Source organism: Providencia sp. PROV197, from assembly GCF_028479625.1.
Classification (GTDB): domain Bacteria; phylum Pseudomonadota; class Gammaproteobacteria; order Enterobacterales; family Enterobacteriaceae; genus Providencia; species Providencia vermicola.
Map to the genome: position 1 here is coordinate 31,610 of NZ_JAMPNZ010000038.1, position 19,243 is coordinate 50,852.

Consider the following 19,243-nt stretch of genomic DNA (forward strand, 5'->3'; position numbering starts at 1 on the left):
AGAGTGAAATAACAACTTAACACTAAGGCGTTTAAGGAAAACTATTATGATTTATGAAGCTTCTCTTGTGGCTTTATGGGCCTTCTTTTGCGGTATAGATAAGTATGACGTTGCACTCAATATCCACCGCCCGCTGATCACAGGGCCTGTAGTTGGCCTGATTATGGGTGATATGCAAGTCGGTTTAATTGCAGGTGCAACATTAGAATTAGCTTGGCTTGGGCTTGTTCCAAATGCTGGAGCTCAGCCACCTGATGTCACTTTAGGAACTATCGCTGCTGTTGCATTTGCCATCATGACTAACCAGTCACCAGCGGTAGCTATGGGGATCGGAATGCCAATTGCCGTTCTCATGCAAATGATCATTATCGGGTTTTTCGCTATCACCGCATTCACCATGGGGAAAGCTGATCGCTACGCGGAAAAAGCGGATGCAGCTGGGATCTCCCGATTATTAATCGCCACAATTACCGTTCGTTCTTTACTCTATGCGATCGTCGCCTTTGTAACAGTTTACTTTGGTGAACACGCAGCACAGTGGATTGATGAAAACACGCCAAAAGTGCTCCTCGAAGGCTTAGGTATTGGGGCGAAAATGGTTCCAGCAATTGGTTTCGCTATGCTGTTAAAAATCATGTGGTCAAAAGAAGTGGCTGGCGTGTTCTTTGTTGGTTTCGTTATGACCACTTATCTCAAACTACCAATTATGGCCGTAGCAATACTCGGTGCATCTGCAGCGGCACTGTATTACTTCTTCAGCGGTAACAACAACAAGAATAACTCACAACAAAATGAGGATTTTGAAGATGGTATCTGATAACAAAACTGCAGTAGAAACCAAAAACTTACCAGCGGAATCCTACGTTGATGGCATTGATGAGTATCAAGATACCACTGTCCGCAAAGTCATCACGAAAGGCGATCTATGGCGTTGTGCTTTTCGCGGGCTATTTATGGAGGGTAACTTTAACTTTGAACGTATGCAGGGGGGAGGATTTGCATTCTCCATCATCCCAGCACTACGCAAAATTCATGGTAATAACAAACGTGATTATGCAACCGCACTGAAAAACCACTTGCAGTTTTTTAATGCGAGTCCAAAATTATTTACTTTCTTACTTGGTACTGCTGTTGCCATGGAAGAAAACAAAGAGAAGCCTTCTACTGTTAACGTCATGAAAGTAGCGGGTATGGGCCCAACAGGTGGAATTGGCGATGCTATCGACCATATGACATTGATGCCACTGACTTTAGCGTTAGGTGCATCTATCGCAATGGAAGGCTCAATTGCTGGCCCATTCGTTTTCTTCTTTTTGTATCAAATTGTTCACTTTTTTGTCTATTTCGGCTTGATGTTCATGGGCTATCGCGCAGGTACTGCAGCGATGGTTAACATGAGCGACGCAACAGAAAAACTGGCTAAAGCCGCTAACATCATGGGTATTTTTGTGATTGGAGCACTTTCCGCCACTTTCATAAAGGTACAAACCACCGCCGCAGTCGAGGTGGGTGGCAAGGTGGTCGAACTACAAACCGCCTTGTTCGACAAAATCATGCCTAACTTGCTCCCTCTGTGCCTTGTCTTTTTGATGTTCAAAATGGTGAAAGGGACTGGTTTCTGGGCAAAACCGCCAGTACTTATCTTCTCTGTCTTAGCCTTCGGTGTTATTGGCCATGTACTTGGTGTGATGTAACAGAATCGTATTAAATTGTTTTTAGGTGGGTAACTAAGTTACCCACCAGCAAGGAGTTGTAAATGATTGGTTTGATTGTTTCTGGACACATTAATTTTGCAAGTGGCATGGCTTCCGCAGTTAAAGCCATCGCAGGTGAACAGGAAAATATGGTGTTTATTGATTTTGTTGAGACCCTTTCTCCCAACGAATTGGAACAACAAATGCGAGCAGCAATGGACACCATGAATTGTGAACATGTGCTTTTTCTCACCGACCTTCCTGGTGGAACCCCTTGTAATCGCGCTATGGCAATTATGATGGAAGATAAATCCGTTGAAGTTTTAGCTGGCGTTAATCTGCCGATGATCGTCAATGCGGCATTAGAGCGTGAAGGCGTTGATACAAAAGAACTTATTTCTATCTTACACGATATTGGCACTAGCAGTATTCAAGACCTACGTCAGCAACTGACTATGATATCAGCACCTGAATTTGAAGAAGATGGCCTATGAAACAGCAATATGCCATTTTAGCGGATCGCACCTTTACTCCAGAGGGAATTCGCTATCAGCAATATGTTCGAGTGTGTAACGGTATTATACAGGAAATTACGGATACCGCCCCCGAACACTGCCCAGTCATTCGTCTTGAAGGCCGCTCCTTACTACCAGGATTTGTTGATATCCATATTCATGGCCGTGCTGGTGCAGACGTCATGGATGCAAGCCAACAAGGGTTGCAAACCATTGCTGATGCATTAGTCAAAACAGGTGTTGTGGCTTGGGTGGGAACGACCGTCACCGCCCCCATGGATGATATCAAACGCGCACTAATCCAAGTGTGTGAATTTATCACCAAGCCGCAAACATCAGGCGCCCAATTAGTCGGCAGTTTTTTAGAAGGCCCTTACTTCACTGAACGTCATCGAGGATCACATCCTGTTAAGTACTTAAAGGCGCCGAGCATTCATGAGTTGGAAGACCTTGTGCAATGTGCTAACCACACCCTTTTGCGTGTAGCTGTTGCACCTGAAGCAGAAGGCGCTATTGAGGTTATTGATTGGTTAGTACAACACGGTATTAAAACCAGTGTTGCACATACTGCTGCCGATTTTATACAAACCCGCCTCGCATTTTCACATGGTGCAGATTGTGGCGTGCATCTTTATAACGGCATGACGGGTTTACATCATAGAGAGCCTGGTTGTTGTGGCGCAGTGTTGTACCACGATGTCCTTGCGGAACTGATTGCCGATGGCATTCATGTTCACCCTGTCATGATGCAGTTGGCTTATCGAATGAAAGGTTACCAACAGCTAGCGTTAATCACGGATTGCATGCGAGCTGGAGGGCTACCAGATGGTGATTATGCCCTAGGGGCACAGACGGTGAAAGTCACCCAAGGGCAAGCCCGCACTGCAGATGGTTCTCTTGCTGGTAGTACGTGCAGCCTTGATAACGCACTGCGCAATATGGTGCAACTCGCTCATGTTCCTGAGTGGGAAGCTGTACAAATGGCCACATCGGTCCCCGCTCAATACCTTGGAATTGATGACCAATTTGGCTACATCCGAGTTGGGGCTCAAGCTAATTTTGCCGTTGTTGATAATAATTTTTATCTAACAGACACATTCATCAGAGGTGAACACGTTCACTCTGTATTCGGGGATACCGACCATTAAGGTTGGTTACCTATCAGTAAATCATGAGGTATTTATAATGGAAATTCGTCAACCAATTCACAGTGAGCATGCAAAAACACTTGATACTGAAGGCTTACGCAAACAGTTCCTGATCGAGAACTTGTTCCGTGAAGGGGAAATGAATCTCACTTATAGCCATATCGATCGCATTATTGTGGGCGGCATTGTTCCAACACAAAAGCCACTCGCTCTTATGGCAGGAAAAGCATTAGGCGTTGAGTTCTTTCTTGAGCGTCGTGAACTGGGTGCAATTAATATTGGGGGGGCAGGTCAAGTTATCGTTGATGGCGAAACTTATGATATCGCACCAAAAGAAGCTATTTATATTGGTATGGGTGCTAAATCTGTCGAGTTTATCAGTAACGATGCCATTACCCCTGCACGTTTTTACATCAACAGTGCTCCTGCACACCATACCTATCCAACACGCAAAATTACTATCGAACAAGCTTCACCAGAAAAATTGGGTAATGTTGAAAATTGTAACGTTCGAACCATTTATAAATTCTTACACCCATCTATTTTACCAACCTGCCAATTATCAATGGGTATGACAGTTCTAGAGCCTGGCAGTTTATGGAATACCATGCCATGCCATACCCATGAGCGCCGTATGGAAGTGTATCTGTATTTTAATATGCAAGAAGACAACGTTGTTTTCCATTATATGGGTGAGCCTTCCGAAACACGTCACATTGTTGTTCGTAATGAACAAGCCGTCATTAGTCCAAGCTGGTCTATTCACTCAGGCGTGGGAACTGCGGCTTATACATTTATATGGGGAATGGTTGGGGAAAACCAGGTATTCCACGATATGGACCATGTCGCGATGAAAGATCTGAAATAACCCTTTTATCTTTTTAACATAATAAAAAACGATGTGGCAGTACTGTCACATCGTAAGTGAGGCACAGATGAATTTATTTGATTTAACAGGAAAAGTTGCGATTGTCACTGGATGTAATACCGGTTTAGGTCAAGGGATGGCAATTGGTTTAGCCCAAGCAGGCGCGGATATTGTTGGGGTTGGTATCCAAGATGCCCCTGAAACACGTGCTCAAGTTGAAGCTTTAGGCCGTAAATTTCACTATATTATCATGAATTTAATGGAACAAGATGGGTTACAAACTTTGGTTGATGATGCAGTATCCGCCATGGGCCATGTTGATATCCTTGTCAATAATGCAGGTATTATTCGCCGTGAAGACTTATTAGAGTTTAGTGAAAAAGATTGGGACGATGTGATTAATATTAATCAAAAAACCTTATTCTTTTTATCTCAACGCGTTGCGCGCCAATTCGTGAAACAAGGTAATGGCGGGAAAATTATTAACATTGCGTCAATGCTCTCGTTCCAAGGTGGTATTCGAGTTCCATCATACACGGCAAGTAAGTCAGCTGTCATGGGGCTCACTCGAGCACTTGCCACTGAACTTTCCCAATACAATATCAATGTGAATGCAATTGCCCCAGGTTACATGGCAACAGACAACACGGCGGCACTGCGCGCTGATGCAGATCGCAACGCAGCTATCTTAGAACGTATTCCAGCAGGCCGTTGGGGAACACCAGAGGATTTGGCGGGACCTGCCATCTTTTTAGCCTCCAAAGCAAGTGACTATATTAATGGTTATACCATTGCGGTTGATGGTGGCTGGTTAGCTCGCTAACCCATCTGGAGAAAAGAATGGAACAATCATCATTACCAAAACCATTACAACGTAATACAGTTTTAGACGATATGAAACGGGTTTACCGTTATCAATCAAAAAACCAAGTACGCAGTGTGCTTCGTCGTAGTGGCAAAACCCGTTTTATTAAAGATACGGACTGGGAACGTGGTGTTCTGTGGTCTTGTGTTGCTGCTGCATGGCAAGCAACACAGGATAACGAATATCTCGCTGGTGTATTGGATTACACATTACATACAGGATTTCGTACAGGACCTAACCCGCGATTTGCCGATGACCATGTCTGTACCCAAGCCTATTTAGCCGTAAGCTCACAATTTGATCATCCAGAAGTCCTTGAGCCCACTATTAACGCATTCAACCTTATGTTAGTTGAGCCAAAACCAGGTCGAGAGGACTGGTGGTGGTGTGACGCTCTTTTCATGGCTCCTCCCGCTTTTGCAGCATTATCTGCACATACAAGTGACAGCCGTTATTTAGATTATATGCATACTGCTTATTGGGATGCGATAGAACATTTACGAGATCCTGAAACTGGCTTAATTTATCGTGATTATCGCTATATTCCTGATGGCAAAGGTGGTGAGTTGCGTGAAAAAAATGGTGAAAAAGTATTTTGGAGTCGAGGTATTGGCTGGGTTATAGCTTCTATCCCGCGCATCTTACAATCTTTACCTGATGATTTTCCTGCTCGTCAGCAGTATGTGGATTTATTTACTCAGCTAATAGAAACTGTCATTCAATACCAACAAGAAGATGGTTTCTGGCGTACCAGTTTGCTGGATCCCCAAAGCTTTCCAGCTCCCGAAAGTAGTGCCACTGCGTTATTTTGCTATGGCTTAGCGTGGGGCTTAAACCAAGGTTTACTGGAAGAAACACACTACCTGCCTTTGCTCGAAAAATCATGGAGCGCACTGCAAAGCTGTATTCATCCCAATGGGATGTTAGGTTGGGTGCAGCTTCCAGCATTCAACCCACGAGATGTCCAGTATGACCATAATATGGATTATGGCGCTGGAGCCTATTTATTAGCAGCAAGTGAAGTTATTCAACTCAAAATTTAATTTATTACAACCCAATTTACCATTGCTCAAGTTGTCATTTCATTAATTTATTTTTGGCCAATTTATTGGCCATTTTTCTTACTGTTTTTCGTATCATTCTTCCACTTTTATTTACATAGCCAGCAATAAAAAAACCCACGATCACTCGTGGGCATATAGTTATTTAATAGAAAGTGATATCACCAGGTATATTGAATACCCACACGGAAACGTGTTTGTCGATCACTTGAAAATCTATTTTCTTTTACATTACCCACTTCAACAAATGGGCGCCACAAAGCACCATCATCAGCTTTGATATCATAACGAAGACGAACATTGTGTTGATAATCGAATTTCTTATCATTATAAAGAGGTTGAGCGTTGTCAGCCATTTCCCACATTAAATCTAACTGATATTGTAAATCTAAATTACCCCATTTGTAGCCGATCCAACTATCAAACTCTTGGATCTTAGAGTGATAATTACTGCCATTCTCCCCTGCTTGGCCATAATCCCATACTTTCCATTTATAACGGCCTTGCAAACGAATGCCATTATCGAATGTATAATTTAAACGAACATAAGGAACATACACTAGACCTAATTTATCAAAATCAAGAGAAGCACCAACTAGTCCCACTAAATTTGGGTTCAATTTTTTATAATAAAATGCTGAGAATTCGGAGCCATCAATTTTCATTGCATCATAGGCACCATCTTTATTCCCATAACGAGCATCTAGTTCAAATCCAATATTTTTCCCTGTATCCAAAAAAGCCTTAATTCTATCTCCACTTTTTCCTGATGCATCTAAATATTGATGGCGATACTCAATTGTTGTTTTATAGTTATTTGCAAGAGCATATTGTGATGAAATTGAAAGTAATACTGCACTAGCAATAATTAATTTTTTCATTATCTTTATTCCAAAGCTGTGTACTATTTAAGCACGAGGATAGTGATTCCCTGTTTTATTAGAGAATAATATTTTCATTTTTTTAAATTAATGCCACCTAGTTTATTAGGTGGCAAAAAATGATTTATTTAACTTCACAAGCTGAAACTTTTTTATTTAATTTATTTGTTGTTGCTGTAATGAATTCTGTTGGTCTCCAAGAATCACCCGTTTTTTCTAACCATGGTATGAGCTCATCTTTAATTAATTCATCAATAATTGGCTTATTTTCGTCTGCCACATTTTTCATTTGATAAGGGTCGTTTACATTATCATAAAGCGTATATTTCAAAGGTTGTCCATCTTGGCGGTCAATAACCAATGTATGTGTTTTCGTTCTTACGCCACGTTTACCAAACGAAGGTTCACCATAAGGAATAAATAAATAAAGTTGAGAATTGGCGACTTCACCTTCACCAGTAACGACACGCTCAGCTAAGTTACTGCCTTCAACTGAGCCAGGGATCCACTGCTCTAACCCCAATAAGCCTAGGATCGTTGGATAGATATCTGGTGCTGACATTAATGCATCATCTTGTCCTGGTTTAATCTTACCTGGCAAGCGGAACATCATCGGAACACGCATCGATTCTTCATATGGGTTATTTTTCGTCGGTTGGCCATTTGCACCAAGACAACTCCCATGATCCGAAAAGAAAACGACTAGTGTATTATCTGCAAGCCCTTGTTTTTCAAGCTCATCAACAATACGACCAAATTGTTCATCGACGCCGTTTACCATTGCCAGATATTCTTTAAAATATTGAGGGCCGTAACCTTCTTGGTATTCCGTATCCCATTTAACATTCTGCCGAGTATTTAACTCTTGTGATGTTTTTCCTTTATAGACATCGAGATATTTTTGTGGAACTTGGTCATACGGTGAATGTGGGGGGTTCATTGAAACAACCAGCGCAAATGGCTTTGTATTGTCACGATATTGCCCATTTTTATTCTGTAAGAATTTTATGGCCATATCCGCTTCATGTTCTGGTCCCCATTGGTCGACATAAACAGGTTTTTCACGTGGCGTATCGTTGGCCCAATACATTGGCTTCATATGCAGGTCATATGTCCCATAGGAGTACCAAAAATCAAAGCCATGGCGGCGATTTGGCGCTGCCCATTCATTCCAATAACGCCCTTCCATCGGGTTGTTATAACTTTCAATAAAAGGGGCGTATGGCGCATCTAAATGCCATTTACCAATATAACCTGTGCTGTAATCTAGTGATTTTAATACATCAGACCAACAATTAGCATAAGGCGATAAATCAATCCCTACCTTTCCGCCATAATCATGTGCATTGCCAGTGATACCATTACGAACAGGATATTGTCCTGTCATAAACATGCCACGGAATGGAGAACATAATGGGTAATTTGACGCCATTTGCGTCATGACTTTCGCCTGTTTGGCAAACTTATTTAAATTAGGCGTAATTGACGGATCTTCTCCCATAAATTGTAGCGCATGGGCACGCATTTCATCAGGAAATACTATCAATAAATTAGGCGCATTATCAGGCCGATAAGGTGTACCGTTTGAAGGTTTTCCTTCATTGGCTAAAATGGGACTAGAAACCGATATTGCTGCACCGCTGGCTGCTAATCCTTTTATAAAGGTTCTTCGCGAAACAGTCATTGCTTCATCCTCTTTTTGTTTACGTTTTCTTTCGTTTTCGGTTAATACATATTATTTATACTTTTACATAAGATCAAAAAGTAAGTGATCGAAAATACCAAAATTCAAGTAGAGATCACAAAAAGTAAGCAATTCATCGAAAATAAGTCGATTACCTCGCTGTAAAAAGATGATAACAACTTAGGAAAAATAACCATAATCAACTGATTTTTAATAAAAACAAATAATTCAGAGATACTGAGCACAAAAGTGGAATTTTGCTTTGAAATTACATAGCAAGTGGTAGTTAAACAGTCGACAGCAAGTTTTCATTTACTTTCAAACAAGGGGTAGATAGAGGCAATATGAAACAATACAAAGAAAAATTTTTATCACTACCCTATAAAAATCAACCAATATAATGGGCATTATAAAATTTATTCAATTATCTAAATGAAAGATAAAGAAATAAAATGTCAAAATATGATTTTAAGCATTCATTCCATCTACTTTTCTATTAATGTTGTTAAATTAAAATTGTTTTTATTTTTAGAATAAATTATCTTTTAATTACCTAACAAAAATATATATTAATTAAATTTAAGATAGAGCGAGTTTAATACTAGGTGTTAAATAAAATATACATTATGAAAGAATATTATCACGTATCAATATCAATAATTTAACAATGCAAAGTTAGGAAAAATAAGGTAGGAATAAAGTCGCTCATTTTAATTCATTATACGAATAATGCCACTATTAATTATCAATTTTATATTCTCACTAGCATTTCTTAGAAAAATTCAACAGGTCTGATATTCAAAATATCTTTAGTTGTGATACAAGAATAATACTGTGAAATGAAATTACAGTCACAGATATAACTAATGTAAAACGCATTCTATAAGATGCTGGGGAATTAAAAGAATGAATATTGTTGAGCGGTTTATTTCTTACACCAAAATTAACACCACCACTGATAGGGAAAAGGGCGCGGCAGGAATTATGCCATCCTCAGAAGGGCAACGTGTACTTGCGAAACAACTGGTTCAGGAGCTAGAGGCTCTGGGCGTTGAAGATATTAAACTGCGTGACACTGCCATTGTCACCGCCACACTGCCCTCTAACCTTGATTACGACGTCCCAACTGTCGCATTTTTTGGGCACTTAGACACAAGTGCAGAACAAACTAATGATACTAAAGCACAAATATTGCCTTATACCGGCGAAGACTTGTGTATGAACAAAGAACTGAATATTTACTTACGTAAGAGCGACTTCCCTGAGCTAGTCAATTACATTGGCGATGACATCATTGTCACCGATGGAACCAGCTTATTAGGTGCTGATGATAAAGCGGCTATCGCATCTATCATGGATATGCTGCAGTACTTCAAACAAAACCCTGACGTAAAACACGGAACCATCAAAGTTGGTTTTGTACCTGATGAAGAACAAGGCCTGCGCGGTGCAAAAGTGTTTGATGTTAAAGAGTTTGGTGCAGACTTTGCCTATACTCTCGACTGCTGTGGTATTGGTGAGTTAGTGTATGAAAACTGGAACGCAGGGGATGCAGAAATTATCTTTACAGGTAAATCTGCCCACCCAATGTCTGCAAAAGGTAAATTAATCAACTCATTACTGATGGCACAAAAATTTATTGCCATGTTACCTGGGGGTGAAGCACCCGAATATACCGAAGGGCGTGAAGGCTACTACTGGGTTAAACAAATGTCAGGAAACAGCGCGCGTACTGTATTAAAAATGGACGTTCGCGATTTTACTGAAGAAGGCTACTGTGCACGTATGGCTTTCTTGAAAAAACTGGCTGAAAACTGTGAAGACCTGTGGGGCAAAGAAAGCGTCGTTTGCAAATTAGCCGACCGCTATTCAAATGTGTATAACAGCCTGCAAGGTGATAACAGCTATCCGATTGATATTGCTGTTGATGCTTACCAAGCTTGCGGAATTACACCGAAAATTATTCCAATGCGTGGGGGTTATGATGGTGCGGCATTGTCGCAAAATGGCTTACCTTGCCCGAATATTTTTACTGGTGCTCATAACTTCCATTCAATCTATGAATACCTCCCAGTAAAATCTCTGTACGCAGCAAGCGATGTTCTGAAACAAGTGGTCCAAATTACGGCTGAACGCTTCAAACCAGGAGCGAAAGCATGATCCCAATTCTAACGGTTCTGATTATCGTTGTTTTGGTTGCGCGGTTTATTTTGAAGGGCTACAAAGCAGAACCTGTGTTACTCATCGCGGGTTTAGCACTGATGATCTTCACCATGGCACTGGGTTGGGGGCCAATCCTGCCTAAAAACGTCGCAACAACAGGGATAACCTGGCTCGATCCATTTGAAGTAATGCGTGACCTTTTCAGTAGTCGTGCGGCAGATCTTGGTTTGATGATCATGGCTTTGATGGGCTTTGCACAGTATATGGACCATATCGGTGCAAATGAAGCCGTTGTTCGTGTTGCCACTAAGCCACTGAAAAACATGCGTTCGCCATATGTGTTGCTGTTTTTCTCTTTCTTATTGGCAAGTATCCTACAACTGGCAATCCCGTCAGCAACTGGTCTTGCTGTATTACTGATGGGAACCATGTTCCCGATAATGATTGGCTTGGGTTTATCCCCTGCATCCGCGGCTGGGGTTATTGCAACCTCCCTCGGTGTTGCATACACACCAACCGCCATCGATGCGATTCGTGGCGCAAAAGCCGTTGATATGTCTGTCGTTGAATATGTCCTTTACTACCAAGGCCCTGCGGCATTAGCCACTGTGCTGGTGGTAGGTATTACACATATTTTCTGGCAACGTCATTGTGACCGTAAACAAGGCTTTGTGCCTGAAATCGGTAAAGCCGTTCAATCCAATGAGAAAGCTGAAAGCAAAAAATCCGTTCCAGGATACTATGCATTTCTTCCTATGCTACCAATCGTGATGGCGGTCGGTACATCCAATCTATTCTTTGCAGGTATTCACTTAGATGTGGTGACCATTGTATTGATTGCGATGGCAATTTGTATGGTGATTGAAACCCTAAGAGTACGTAATTTTAAATTGGTATGTAATGGCTTTCAGACGTTCCTTAACGGAATGGGACATGCTTTTAGTAACGTTGTTGGCTTACTCGTTGCAGCTGGGGTATTTGCTCACGGTATCAAAGTCAGTGGTGCGATTGACCAACTGATTTTAGGGGCGGAGTCAGTCGGCTTACCGCCATTTGCTATGGCGATCGTCTTTGCCCTAGTGACACTTGCTGCCGCAATTATCATGGGCTCAGGTAATGCGCCATTCTTAGCGTTTGTGGAGTTAATTCCGCAAATCGCACACAGCATGGGCGTGAACCCGATCTCGATGATCCTACCGATGCAACAAGCTTCCCATATGGGTCGTGGTATGTCCCCAGTAGCAGGCGTGATCATTGCCGTATCCAGTGGAGCAAAACTACAGCCTTTCGATGTGGTGAAACGAACGGCGGTACCGCTGATGGTCGGTTTTGTTGCACACTGTGCAATCATTGGTATCTTCTATTAGTCTGTATGACTATGAGTCACAAAATAGAAAAGAGGGAGAAACTCCCTCTTTTTTTGCTTAAAAATCAATGATCACATTGGCAAGCCTTAACCACATCATGGTGCTTCTCGGATCCTCCTGGACAACAAGCATCTATCGTTTTATTGATAATTTCAGCCAATGTATTAACTGTCGCGATAATTAAAGGGAGCTGTTCACAAACCGTTGCACAGCTAGACTTCTCTGTATCTGGGCGACTCGGAGGCGTTAAGCTATCACATAAAATCTCTTGCAGAACCAACGAAAAATTCGCTATTCCAGTAGTATAAATATACGCACGTCCCCCCGTTTGTACTGCTAAACGCTCATACTCTTTCGTGACTTTGTCTCGGTCACTCAAGGTTGGGAAACGGTCAATATTGGATGGATCATCATTTGGTGTGCCTTGATAAGTATATACTTTTACATGGGCATTTTGTGCAACGGCAATAGCCTCGTTATTTTTCAATACCGCCGCGCTCGTTAACGTCCCTCCGCCGCCTTCTAAGCCTTCATCCCCCAAGACAAAAATCGCTCTACGTGCATTATCACGCCAATCAAAATAGTTACTGACATCAATCACCGCGCGACACAAATCTTCTTTATTACCTGCATGGTCAATACCATCAGCTTCTTTAAAAGGCTGCCTTGCCTGTAAACTACTTTGATTAACGCCTAAAGCAGTTAAATAGTCACTCACTGATTGGTCAAATTTTGTGTTATCCCATGTCCCTTGGATACCTAAAAAAGTGGCTCTTAACTGAGAAGGACAATTCGTAGCTGCTTTTTCGATAGCCGCATCAATTTGCTGACTCAGGTCATTTGACTCATCAGACATTGAACCACTGGTATCAATAATAACGACTAAATCCAATGCAATAGAACCACTTCCAGTGACAATCTGGGAAGTATTAATAGCGGCAAAATTATTCGGGAAATTTCCTTGTTGGGTAGACAAGTTCATTTTTTCATTATCACTCTGATTATTTATAATATCTTTATCCATTTAATATTCCTTTAAAATTTAAAATAAAAAATAATTAATCCCCTTATTATTCCCTCTAATTGATATCGAGGTCATTTATTATCACTATTTTTTATTTATCATCATCCTATAAAAATTAACAACATCTAATAAAACTCAATATTTACATATAAATTTACCAACATTATATTATTTCAAATTTTTTTCAAAACTCATGTGAGAGAAAACAAATAACCAGTAAAAACAGCCAATTAAAAAATTATGATAAATATAAAAATAAACGATTAATTCAACTTAATAAATAATTTAAAGTAACATGAAAAAATTTGATCAACTTACTGAAATTTACAGTCATGCCTTTCAGTGGCCCTTTCGTATGCATATCGATATTCCTACGATAAAACCATATATAGATAAGCTAGAAACACTGGCTATTTTAGATTATGGATGTGGTGCAGGGTTTATATCACACTGGTTAGAGAAAGAAAGAGCAAAAAATATAGTTGGGTTTGATATTTCATCCAACATGCTCAATTTGGCAAGAAAAAATGCAAAACTGAATAATTCAAATATTATTTACACCTCTAATCTTGATAATTATTTTGAATATTTTGATTTAGCTCTTGCCATTTATGTTTTTCCTTATTGCCAGCATACGAATGACATACATTCTATTGTGCGGTCAATTTATCGTGTATTGAAACCAAATGGTCGCTTAACGATATTAACAATTAACCCTGATTTTTCTGGCAATAGCGAATATTATTATAATTATGGTTTTCGATTAATTGAAAAGCAACCAAGAAAAGATGAAAGTTCTATTCATTTTAATATTTGCCTCCCTCCGTATAATGAAACAATACAAGCTTACTATTATTCCTATAACACTTTAGGTAATACTATTTTACAGGCTGGATTCAGCTATCTTCAATATGGAAACATAATTGCCGACCATTCTGAAACTACAGAGCTATATTTGGACTACCTACAATGTCCCCACGCCCTACTTATAACTGCATCGAAAACCGCATAGTTATTTCTAATAAACCTACAATTTTGATTAAAGGACCCTATATGAATTTAAAAACACGCAGTTTATTACTACTGCAAAATACCCGCTTTTTAACACTGGCTACACAAGGTAATGATCAATTACCTTGGGCATCAACCGTCGAACATTGCGTCAAATTAAACCCACTACGCTTTATTTGGTTTTCATCTCGACAAGCAAAGCACTCTAAGAATATCCAACAAAATGAAAAGATCAGTGGCTCATTATTTAATCACTCATTACCTGAAATGCTAAAATCAGGTCTAGATGGAATGCAATTTACAGGGAAAGCACGAGAGCTCACGGATGCGGAATGTGAAGAAGCCCTTGAAGAATTTTATCCCCAATCACCTTTTGATGAAATATCGCCCTCTTTCACTCAGGTAAACTTAAATGCATTACGTAGCAATGGCCATTCACGCTTTTATGAAATGACAGTCGATCATTTATGGATGTTTGATATAAAAAGCTGGGAGGATAAGCAAGAAAGTCGAAGAGTCACCGTTCCAATATCATTACTTAGTAATAAATAAGCGTTTTTATCATCTGTTAGGCATAAAAAAACTGGTGCCTTACGACACCAGTTTTTATCAAGAAACACTTGGAAATCAGAAATTAATTCTGGTTGTCACTCGTGAAACCTGCATTTAACAGTTCAGCTAAGTTCGCTGTTGCTTCATCTGCGCTAACTTGTGGCGCTTCCACAACGTCGTTCAGATGACGGCGACGGATACGGTCTTGGTGATACGCAAAACCAGTACCTGCTGGGATCAGACGTCCAACAATAACGTTTTCTTTCAGACCACGCAGTTCATCGCGTTTACCTGCAACGGCTGCTTCTGTCAGTACGCGTGTTGTTTCTTGGAACGATGCTGCTGAGATAAAGGACTCTGTTGCCAGAGATGCTTTAGTGATACCCAACAGGTCGCGTGCGTAATTGGCTGGAATTTTGCCTTCCACTTCCAATTTACGGTTAGAAACTTTAACACGTGAGTACTCGACTTGTTCACCTTCAAGGAATTCAGAACTTCCTGCATCCGCGATGGTGACTTTACGCAGCATCTGACGAACGATAACTTCGATGTGTTTATCGTTTATCTTAACGCCTTGTAAGCGGTAAACTTCCTGAACCTCATTCGTGATATAGCGCGTAACAGCATGGACACCACGCAGACGCAGGATATCATGTGGAGATTCTGGACCATCAGAAACAACGTCACCGCGTTCAACAATTTCACCTTCGAACACGTTAAGCTGACGCCATTTAGGGATCATCTCTTCGTACGGATCGCTACCATCTAATGGGGTGATAACCAGACGACGTTTACCTTTGGTTTCTTTACCAAACGAGATAATACCGCTGATTTCAGCCAAGATTGCAGGCTCTTTCGGACGACGTGCTTCGAACAAGTCAGCTACGCGTGGCAGACCACCCGTGATATCTTTAGTACCCACAGATTCTTGTGGAATACGCGCTAAAGTATCACCCGCATTGATAGCAACGCCATCGTCTAACTGAACAATTGCTTTACCCGGTAAGAAGTACTGAGTTGGCATGTCCGTGTTAGGGATAAGAACATCGTTACCATTTGCGTCAATAACACGCAGAGCAGGACGCAGGTCTTTACCACCACTGGTACGTTCCGCAGTATCCAGAACAACGATTGAAGACAGACCCGTTAATTCATCAGTCTGACGCGTCATTGTTTGACCATCAAGCATGTCAGAGAAGCTGATGAAACCAGAAACTTCACTGACGACTGGCATGGTATGTGGATCCCAGTTCGCAACAGTCTCGCCGCCCGTTACCGCAGCGCCATCACCTTTAGACAGGTGTGCACCGTAAGGTACTTTGTAGCTTTCTTTCGTACGACCGAATTCGTCAATCAGACGCAGCTCAGTATTACGCGAAGTAATAACCAGTTTGCCTTCTGAGTTCGTAACGAATTTCGCGTTAACCAGTTTCAGAGTACCTGTGTTACGGACTTGGATGCTAGATTCAGCTGCAGCACGAGATGCCGCACCACCAATGTGGAACGTACGCATCGTTAACTGTGTACCTGGCTCACCGATTGACTGTGCCGCGATAACACCGATAGCTTCACCTTTGTTAATGATATGACCACGAGCAAGGTCACGACCATAACAGTGTGCACACACACCAAAGTCTGTTTCACAACTTACAACAGAACGTACTTTCACGCTGTCGACAGAGTTAGCTTCTAACAGGTCACACAGTTTTTCATGAAGCAAGGTGTTACGTGGAACCAGAATGTCCGCTGTACCTGGGATCAGGATATCTTCAGCAGTCACACGACCCAGTACACGCTCACGCAGTGGCTCTTTAACGTCGCCACCCTCGATAACCGGAGTCATCAGGATACCTTCGTGAGTTCCACAGTCGTCTTCAGTCACAACCAAGTCCTGTGCAACGTCGACTAAACGACGAGTCAGATAACCAGAGTTCGCTGTTTTCAATGCAGTATCGGCAAGACCTTTACGCGCACCGTGCGTCGAAATAAAGTACTGGAGAACGTTAAGACCTTCACGGAAGTTTGCCGTGATTGGTGTTTCGATGATGGAGCCATCTGGCTTAGCCATCAGACCACGCATACCCGCTAACTGACGGATCTGAGCGGCGGAACCACGAGCACCAGAGTCGGCCATCATAAAGATACTGTTGAAAGAAACTTGTTGTTCTTCGACGCCATCACGGTTGATAACGGATTCAGTTGACAAGTTTTCCATCATCGCTTTAGCAACACGTTCGTTTGCCGCTGCCCAGATATCGATAACTTTGTTGTAACGTTCGCCTGCTGTAACCAGACCAGACTGGAACTGTTCCTGAATTTCTGCCACTTCAGCTTCTGCTTCGGCGATAATCCCAGCTTTTTTCTCTGGAATAACCATATCGTCGATACCAACTGATGCACCTGAACGTGCCGCATAGGCAAATCCGGTATACATGATTTGGTCAGCAAAAATAACCGTAGGCTTCAGGCCCAGAACACGGTAACAGGTGTTCAGCATTTTAGAGATCGCTTTCTTACCTAACGCTTGGTTAACCAACGCGTAAGGCAGACCTTTTGGTACGATCATCCACAAAATTGCACGACCAACCGTGGTATCAACTAACCCCGTGTTGATAGTGATGTTACCTTCCGAATCTTTCACTTCTTCAGTGATACGGACTTTAACGCGGGCATGCAGTGAAGCATGACCTGAACGGTAAACACGCTCAGCTTCTTTAGGACCGGCTAATACCATGCCCTCGCCTTTCGCGTTTACACAGTCACGAGTCATGTAGTAGAGACCCAATACAACGTCCTGAGAAGGAACGATGATAGGCTCACCACTTGCAGGTGACAGGATGTTGTTGGTTGACATCATCAACGCACGTGCTTCTAACTGAGCTTCCAGAGTCAGAGGAACGTGTACCGCCATTTGGTCTCCATCGAAGTCGGCGTTGTATGCCGCACAAACGAGTGGGTGCAATTGGATAGCTTTACCTTCGATCAGAATTGGTTCGAAAGCTTGGATACCCAGACGGTGAAGTGTTGGTGCACGGTTCAGCATGACCGGGTGTTCGCGGATAACTTCATCCAAGATATCCCAAACAACCGCTTCTTCGCGCTCAACCATTTTCTTCGCAGCTTTGATGGTTGTTGCCAGACCACGTAATTCTAATTTGCCATAGATAAATGGTTTGAATAACTCAAGAGCCATTTTCTTCGGCAGACCGCACTGATGCAGACGCAGGTATGGACCTACGGTGATAACAGAACGACCTGAGTAGTCAACACGCTTACCAAGTAAGTTCTGACGGAAACGACCTTGTTTACCTTTGATCATATCAGCCAAAGATTTCAGAGGACGTTTGTTAGAACCTGTGATAGCACGACCACGACGACCGTTATCTAACAGCGCATCAACCGCTTCTTGCAACATACGTTTTTCGTTACGTACGATGATGTCTGGCGCAGCCAGATCCAGAAGACGTTTCAGACGGTTATTACGGTTGATCACGCGACGATACAGATCGTTCAGATCTGATGTTGCGAAACGGCCACCATCCAGTGGAACTAATGGACGCAGATCCGGTGGTAATACTGGCAGCACGTTTAAGATCATCCACTCTGGTTTGTTACCAGATTGAATGAACGCTTCCAGCAGTTTGATACGTTTGGTCAGCTTTTTACGCTTAGTTTCAGAGTTAGTTTCGTTTAACTCTTCACGCAGCGTTTCACACTCGTTCTCAAGATCGAGGTTTTTCAGCAGGCCTTGGATAGCTTCCGCACCCATTTTCGCATCAAATTCGTCACCGAATTCTTCCAGCGCATCTAAGTATTGCTCTTCTGTCAGAATCTGTGCGCGCTCAAGGCTAGTCATCCCGCCTTCAACAACAACATATGATTCAAAGTACAGAACACGTTCGATATCACGCAGTGGCATATCGAGCAGCAAACCGATACGAGATGGCAGTGATTTTAAGAACCAAATATGTGCGGTCGGAGAAGCAAGTTCAATGTGACCCATGCGCTCACGACGGACTTTGGTCTGTGTAACTTCAACGCCACACTTCTCACAAATCACACCGCGGTGTTTTAAACGTTTGTACTTACCGCACAGACATTCGTAGTCTTTCACTGGCCCGAAAATACGCGCACAGAAAAGACCATCACGCTCAGGTTTGAACGTACGGTAGTTAATCGTTTCTGGCTTTTTCACTTCACCGAATGACCATGAACGGATCATATCAGGTGATGCCAGAGCAATCTTGATAGCATCAAACTCTTCGGTCTTGGTTTGCGCTTTCAGAAACTTTATTAAGTCTTTCACAAAATGCTCCTGTCGGAGTTAGACCTGTCAGGTGAGTATTCAAAGACACTCTCCCCAAATCCCAGTGCTTACATAGGCCGGAAGGCGAACCCTCCGGCACAAAA

General features: G+C 42.0%; 15 protein-coding genes. 11 read left to right on the forward strand and 4 right to left on the reverse strand.

Translation table 11 applies throughout. The features are described from left to right. Nucleotides 1-46 precede the first annotated feature (46 nt). The 7 genes from agaW to PR808_RS19530 all read left to right on the forward strand — a co-directional run bounded on the left by agaW (nt 47) and on the right by PR808_RS19530 (nt 6,133). Complete coding sequence (agaW, locus tag PR808_RS19500) at nt 47-817, forward strand: PTS N-acetylgalactosamine transporter subunit IIC (protein ID WP_094962833.1); 771 nt, start codon at nt 47-49, stop codon at nt 815-817. Continuing rightward, nucleotides 807-1,694 (forward strand): PTS system mannose/fructose/sorbose family transporter subunit IID, encoded by an 888-nt coding sequence (locus PR808_RS19505; RefSeq protein ID WP_206086815.1) that lies wholly within the window; start codon nt 807-809, stop codon nt 1,692-1,694. The genes agaW and PR808_RS19505 overlap by 11 nt, the downstream gene beginning before the upstream one ends. Before the next feature lie 62 nt (nt 1,695-1,756). Next, nucleotides 1,757-2,188: a PTS galactosamine/N-acetylgalactosamine transporter subunit IIA gene (gene agaF / locus PR808_RS19510; protein WP_272539923.1), complete on the forward strand. Its 432-nt coding sequence runs from the start codon at nt 1,757-1,759 to the stop codon at nt 2,186-2,188. Continuing rightward, nucleotides 2,185-3,357 carry an N-acetylglucosamine-6-phosphate deacetylase gene (nagA, locus tag PR808_RS19515; RefSeq protein WP_206086817.1) on the forward strand — a complete coding sequence of 391 codons (1,173 nt, stop codon included), beginning with the start codon at nt 2,185-2,187 and terminating at the stop codon, nt 3,355-3,357. The genes agaF and nagA overlap by 4 nt, the downstream gene beginning before the upstream one ends. A 37-nt stretch (nt 3,358-3,394) precedes the next feature. Beyond that, the gene (kduI, locus tag PR808_RS19520; protein ID WP_272539924.1) at nt 3,395-4,225 is read left to right on the forward strand and encodes a 5-dehydro-4-deoxy-D-glucuronate isomerase; all 831 of its coding nucleotides are present in this window, start codon (nt 3,395-3,397) and stop codon (nt 4,223-4,225) included. A gap of 67 nt (nt 4,226-4,292) precedes the next feature. Continuing rightward, on the forward strand, nt 4,293-5,048 hold the full coding sequence (gene kduD, locus PR808_RS19525) for a 2-dehydro-3-deoxy-D-gluconate 5-dehydrogenase KduD (protein ID WP_206086819.1): 756 nt from the start codon (nt 4,293-4,295) through the stop codon (nt 5,046-5,048). A 17-nt stretch (nt 5,049-5,065) separates the two neighbouring features. Continuing rightward, the gene (locus tag PR808_RS19530; protein ID WP_272539925.1) at nt 5,066-6,133 is read left to right on the forward strand and encodes a glycoside hydrolase family 88/105 protein; all 1,068 of its coding nucleotides are present in this window, start codon (nt 5,066-5,068) and stop codon (nt 6,131-6,133) included. Nucleotides 6,134-6,312: 179 nt separating this feature from the next. Here the strand turns inward: PR808_RS19530 and PR808_RS19535 are convergent, their stop codons facing one another. Continuing rightward, nucleotides 6,313-7,032 carry an oligogalacturonate-specific porin KdgM family protein gene (locus tag PR808_RS19535; protein WP_206086821.1) on the reverse strand — a complete coding sequence of 240 codons (720 nt, stop codon included), beginning with the start codon at nt 7,030-7,032 and terminating at the stop codon, nt 6,313-6,315. A gap of 124 nt (nt 7,033-7,156) precedes the next feature. Then, nucleotides 7,157-8,716: a sulfatase-like hydrolase/transferase gene (locus tag PR808_RS19540; RefSeq protein ID WP_206086822.1), complete on the reverse strand. Its 1,560-nt coding sequence runs from the start codon at nt 8,714-8,716 to the stop codon at nt 7,157-7,159. Nucleotides 8,717-9,622: 906 nt separating this feature from the next. Here PR808_RS19540 and pepT point away from each other — a divergent pair. Together pepT and dcuC are read left to right on the forward strand one after the other, a co-directional pair. After that, entirely contained in the window at nt 9,623-10,876 is a 1,254-nt protein-coding gene (gene pepT / locus PR808_RS19545) for a peptidase T (RefSeq protein WP_272539926.1), read from the forward strand. Next, a complete protein-coding gene (gene dcuC, locus PR808_RS19550) occupies nt 10,873-12,246 on the forward strand; it encodes a C4-dicarboxylate transporter DcuC (RefSeq protein WP_206086824.1) in 1,374 nt (457 codons plus the stop codon). The genes pepT and dcuC overlap by 4 nt, the downstream gene beginning before the upstream one ends. 64 nt (nt 12,247-12,310) lie before the next feature. Here dcuC and PR808_RS19555 read toward each other — a convergent pair whose 3' ends face one another. After that, nucleotides 12,311-13,270: a VWA domain-containing protein gene (locus tag PR808_RS19555; RefSeq protein WP_442960069.1), complete on the reverse strand. Its 960-nt coding sequence runs from the start codon at nt 13,268-13,270 to the stop codon at nt 12,311-12,313. Between the two features lie 295 nt (nt 13,271-13,565). Here PR808_RS19555 and PR808_RS19560 point away from each other — a divergent pair, with 295 nt between their 5' ends. Together PR808_RS19560 and PR808_RS19565 are read left to right on the forward strand one after the other, a co-directional pair. Then, on the forward strand, nt 13,566-14,282 hold the full coding sequence (locus PR808_RS19560) for a class I SAM-dependent methyltransferase (RefSeq protein WP_272539927.1): 717 nt from the start codon (nt 13,566-13,568) through the stop codon (nt 14,280-14,282). 41 nt (nt 14,283-14,323) lie between these two features. Continuing rightward, the gene (locus tag PR808_RS19565) at nt 14,324-14,833 is read left to right on the forward strand and encodes a pyridoxamine 5'-phosphate oxidase family protein (protein WP_206086827.1); all 510 of its coding nucleotides are present in this window, start codon (nt 14,324-14,326) and stop codon (nt 14,831-14,833) included. Nucleotides 14,834-14,915: 82 nt separating this feature from the next. Here the strand turns inward: PR808_RS19565 and rpoC are convergent, their stop codons facing one another. Then, on the reverse strand, nt 14,916-19,139 hold the full coding sequence (gene rpoC, locus PR808_RS19570) for a DNA-directed RNA polymerase subunit beta' (RefSeq protein WP_225820899.1): 4,224 nt from the start codon (nt 19,137-19,139) through the stop codon (nt 14,916-14,918). Nucleotides 19,140-19,243 lie beyond the last annotated feature (104 nt).

Bases quoted from the DNA above. Each gene is read 5' to 3' on its own strand.
- agaW (WP_094962833.1), top strand. From the start codon at position 47: ATGATTTATGAAGCTTCTCTTGTGGCTTTATGGGCCTTCTTTTGCGGT.
- PR808_RS19505 (WP_206086815.1), top strand. From the start codon at position 807: ATGGTATCTGATAACAAAACTGCAGTAGAAACCAAAAACTTACCAGCG.
- agaF (WP_272539923.1), top strand. From the start codon at position 1,757: ATGATTGGTTTGATTGTTTCTGGACACATTAATTTTGCAAGTGGCATG.
- nagA (WP_206086817.1), top strand. From the start codon at position 2,185: ATGAAACAGCAATATGCCATTTTAGCGGATCGCACCTTTACTCCAGAG.
- kduI (WP_272539924.1), top strand. From the start codon at position 3,395: ATGGAAATTCGTCAACCAATTCACAGTGAGCATGCAAAAACACTTGAT.
- kduD (WP_206086819.1), top strand. From the start codon at position 4,293: ATGAATTTATTTGATTTAACAGGAAAAGTTGCGATTGTCACTGGATGT.
- PR808_RS19530 (WP_272539925.1), top strand. From the start codon at position 5,066: ATGGAACAATCATCATTACCAAAACCATTACAACGTAATACAGTTTTA.
- PR808_RS19535 (WP_206086821.1), bottom strand. From the start codon at position 7,032: ATGAAAAAATTAATTATTGCTAGTGCAGTATTACTTTCAATTTCATCA.
- PR808_RS19540 (WP_206086822.1), bottom strand. From the start codon at position 8,716: ATGACTGTTTCGCGAAGAACCTTTATAAAAGGATTAGCAGCCAGCGGT.
- pepT (WP_272539926.1), top strand. From the start codon at position 9,623: ATGAATATTGTTGAGCGGTTTATTTCTTACACCAAAATTAACACCACC.
- dcuC (WP_206086824.1), top strand. From the start codon at position 10,873: ATGATCCCAATTCTAACGGTTCTGATTATCGTTGTTTTGGTTGCGCGG.
- PR808_RS19555 (WP_442960069.1), bottom strand. From the start codon at position 13,270: ATGGATAAAGATATTATAAATAATCAGAGTGATAATGAAAAAATGAAC.
- PR808_RS19560 (WP_272539927.1), top strand. From the start codon at position 13,566: ATGAAAAAATTTGATCAACTTACTGAAATTTACAGTCATGCCTTTCAG.
- PR808_RS19565 (WP_206086827.1), top strand. From the start codon at position 14,324: ATGAATTTAAAAACACGCAGTTTATTACTACTGCAAAATACCCGCTTT.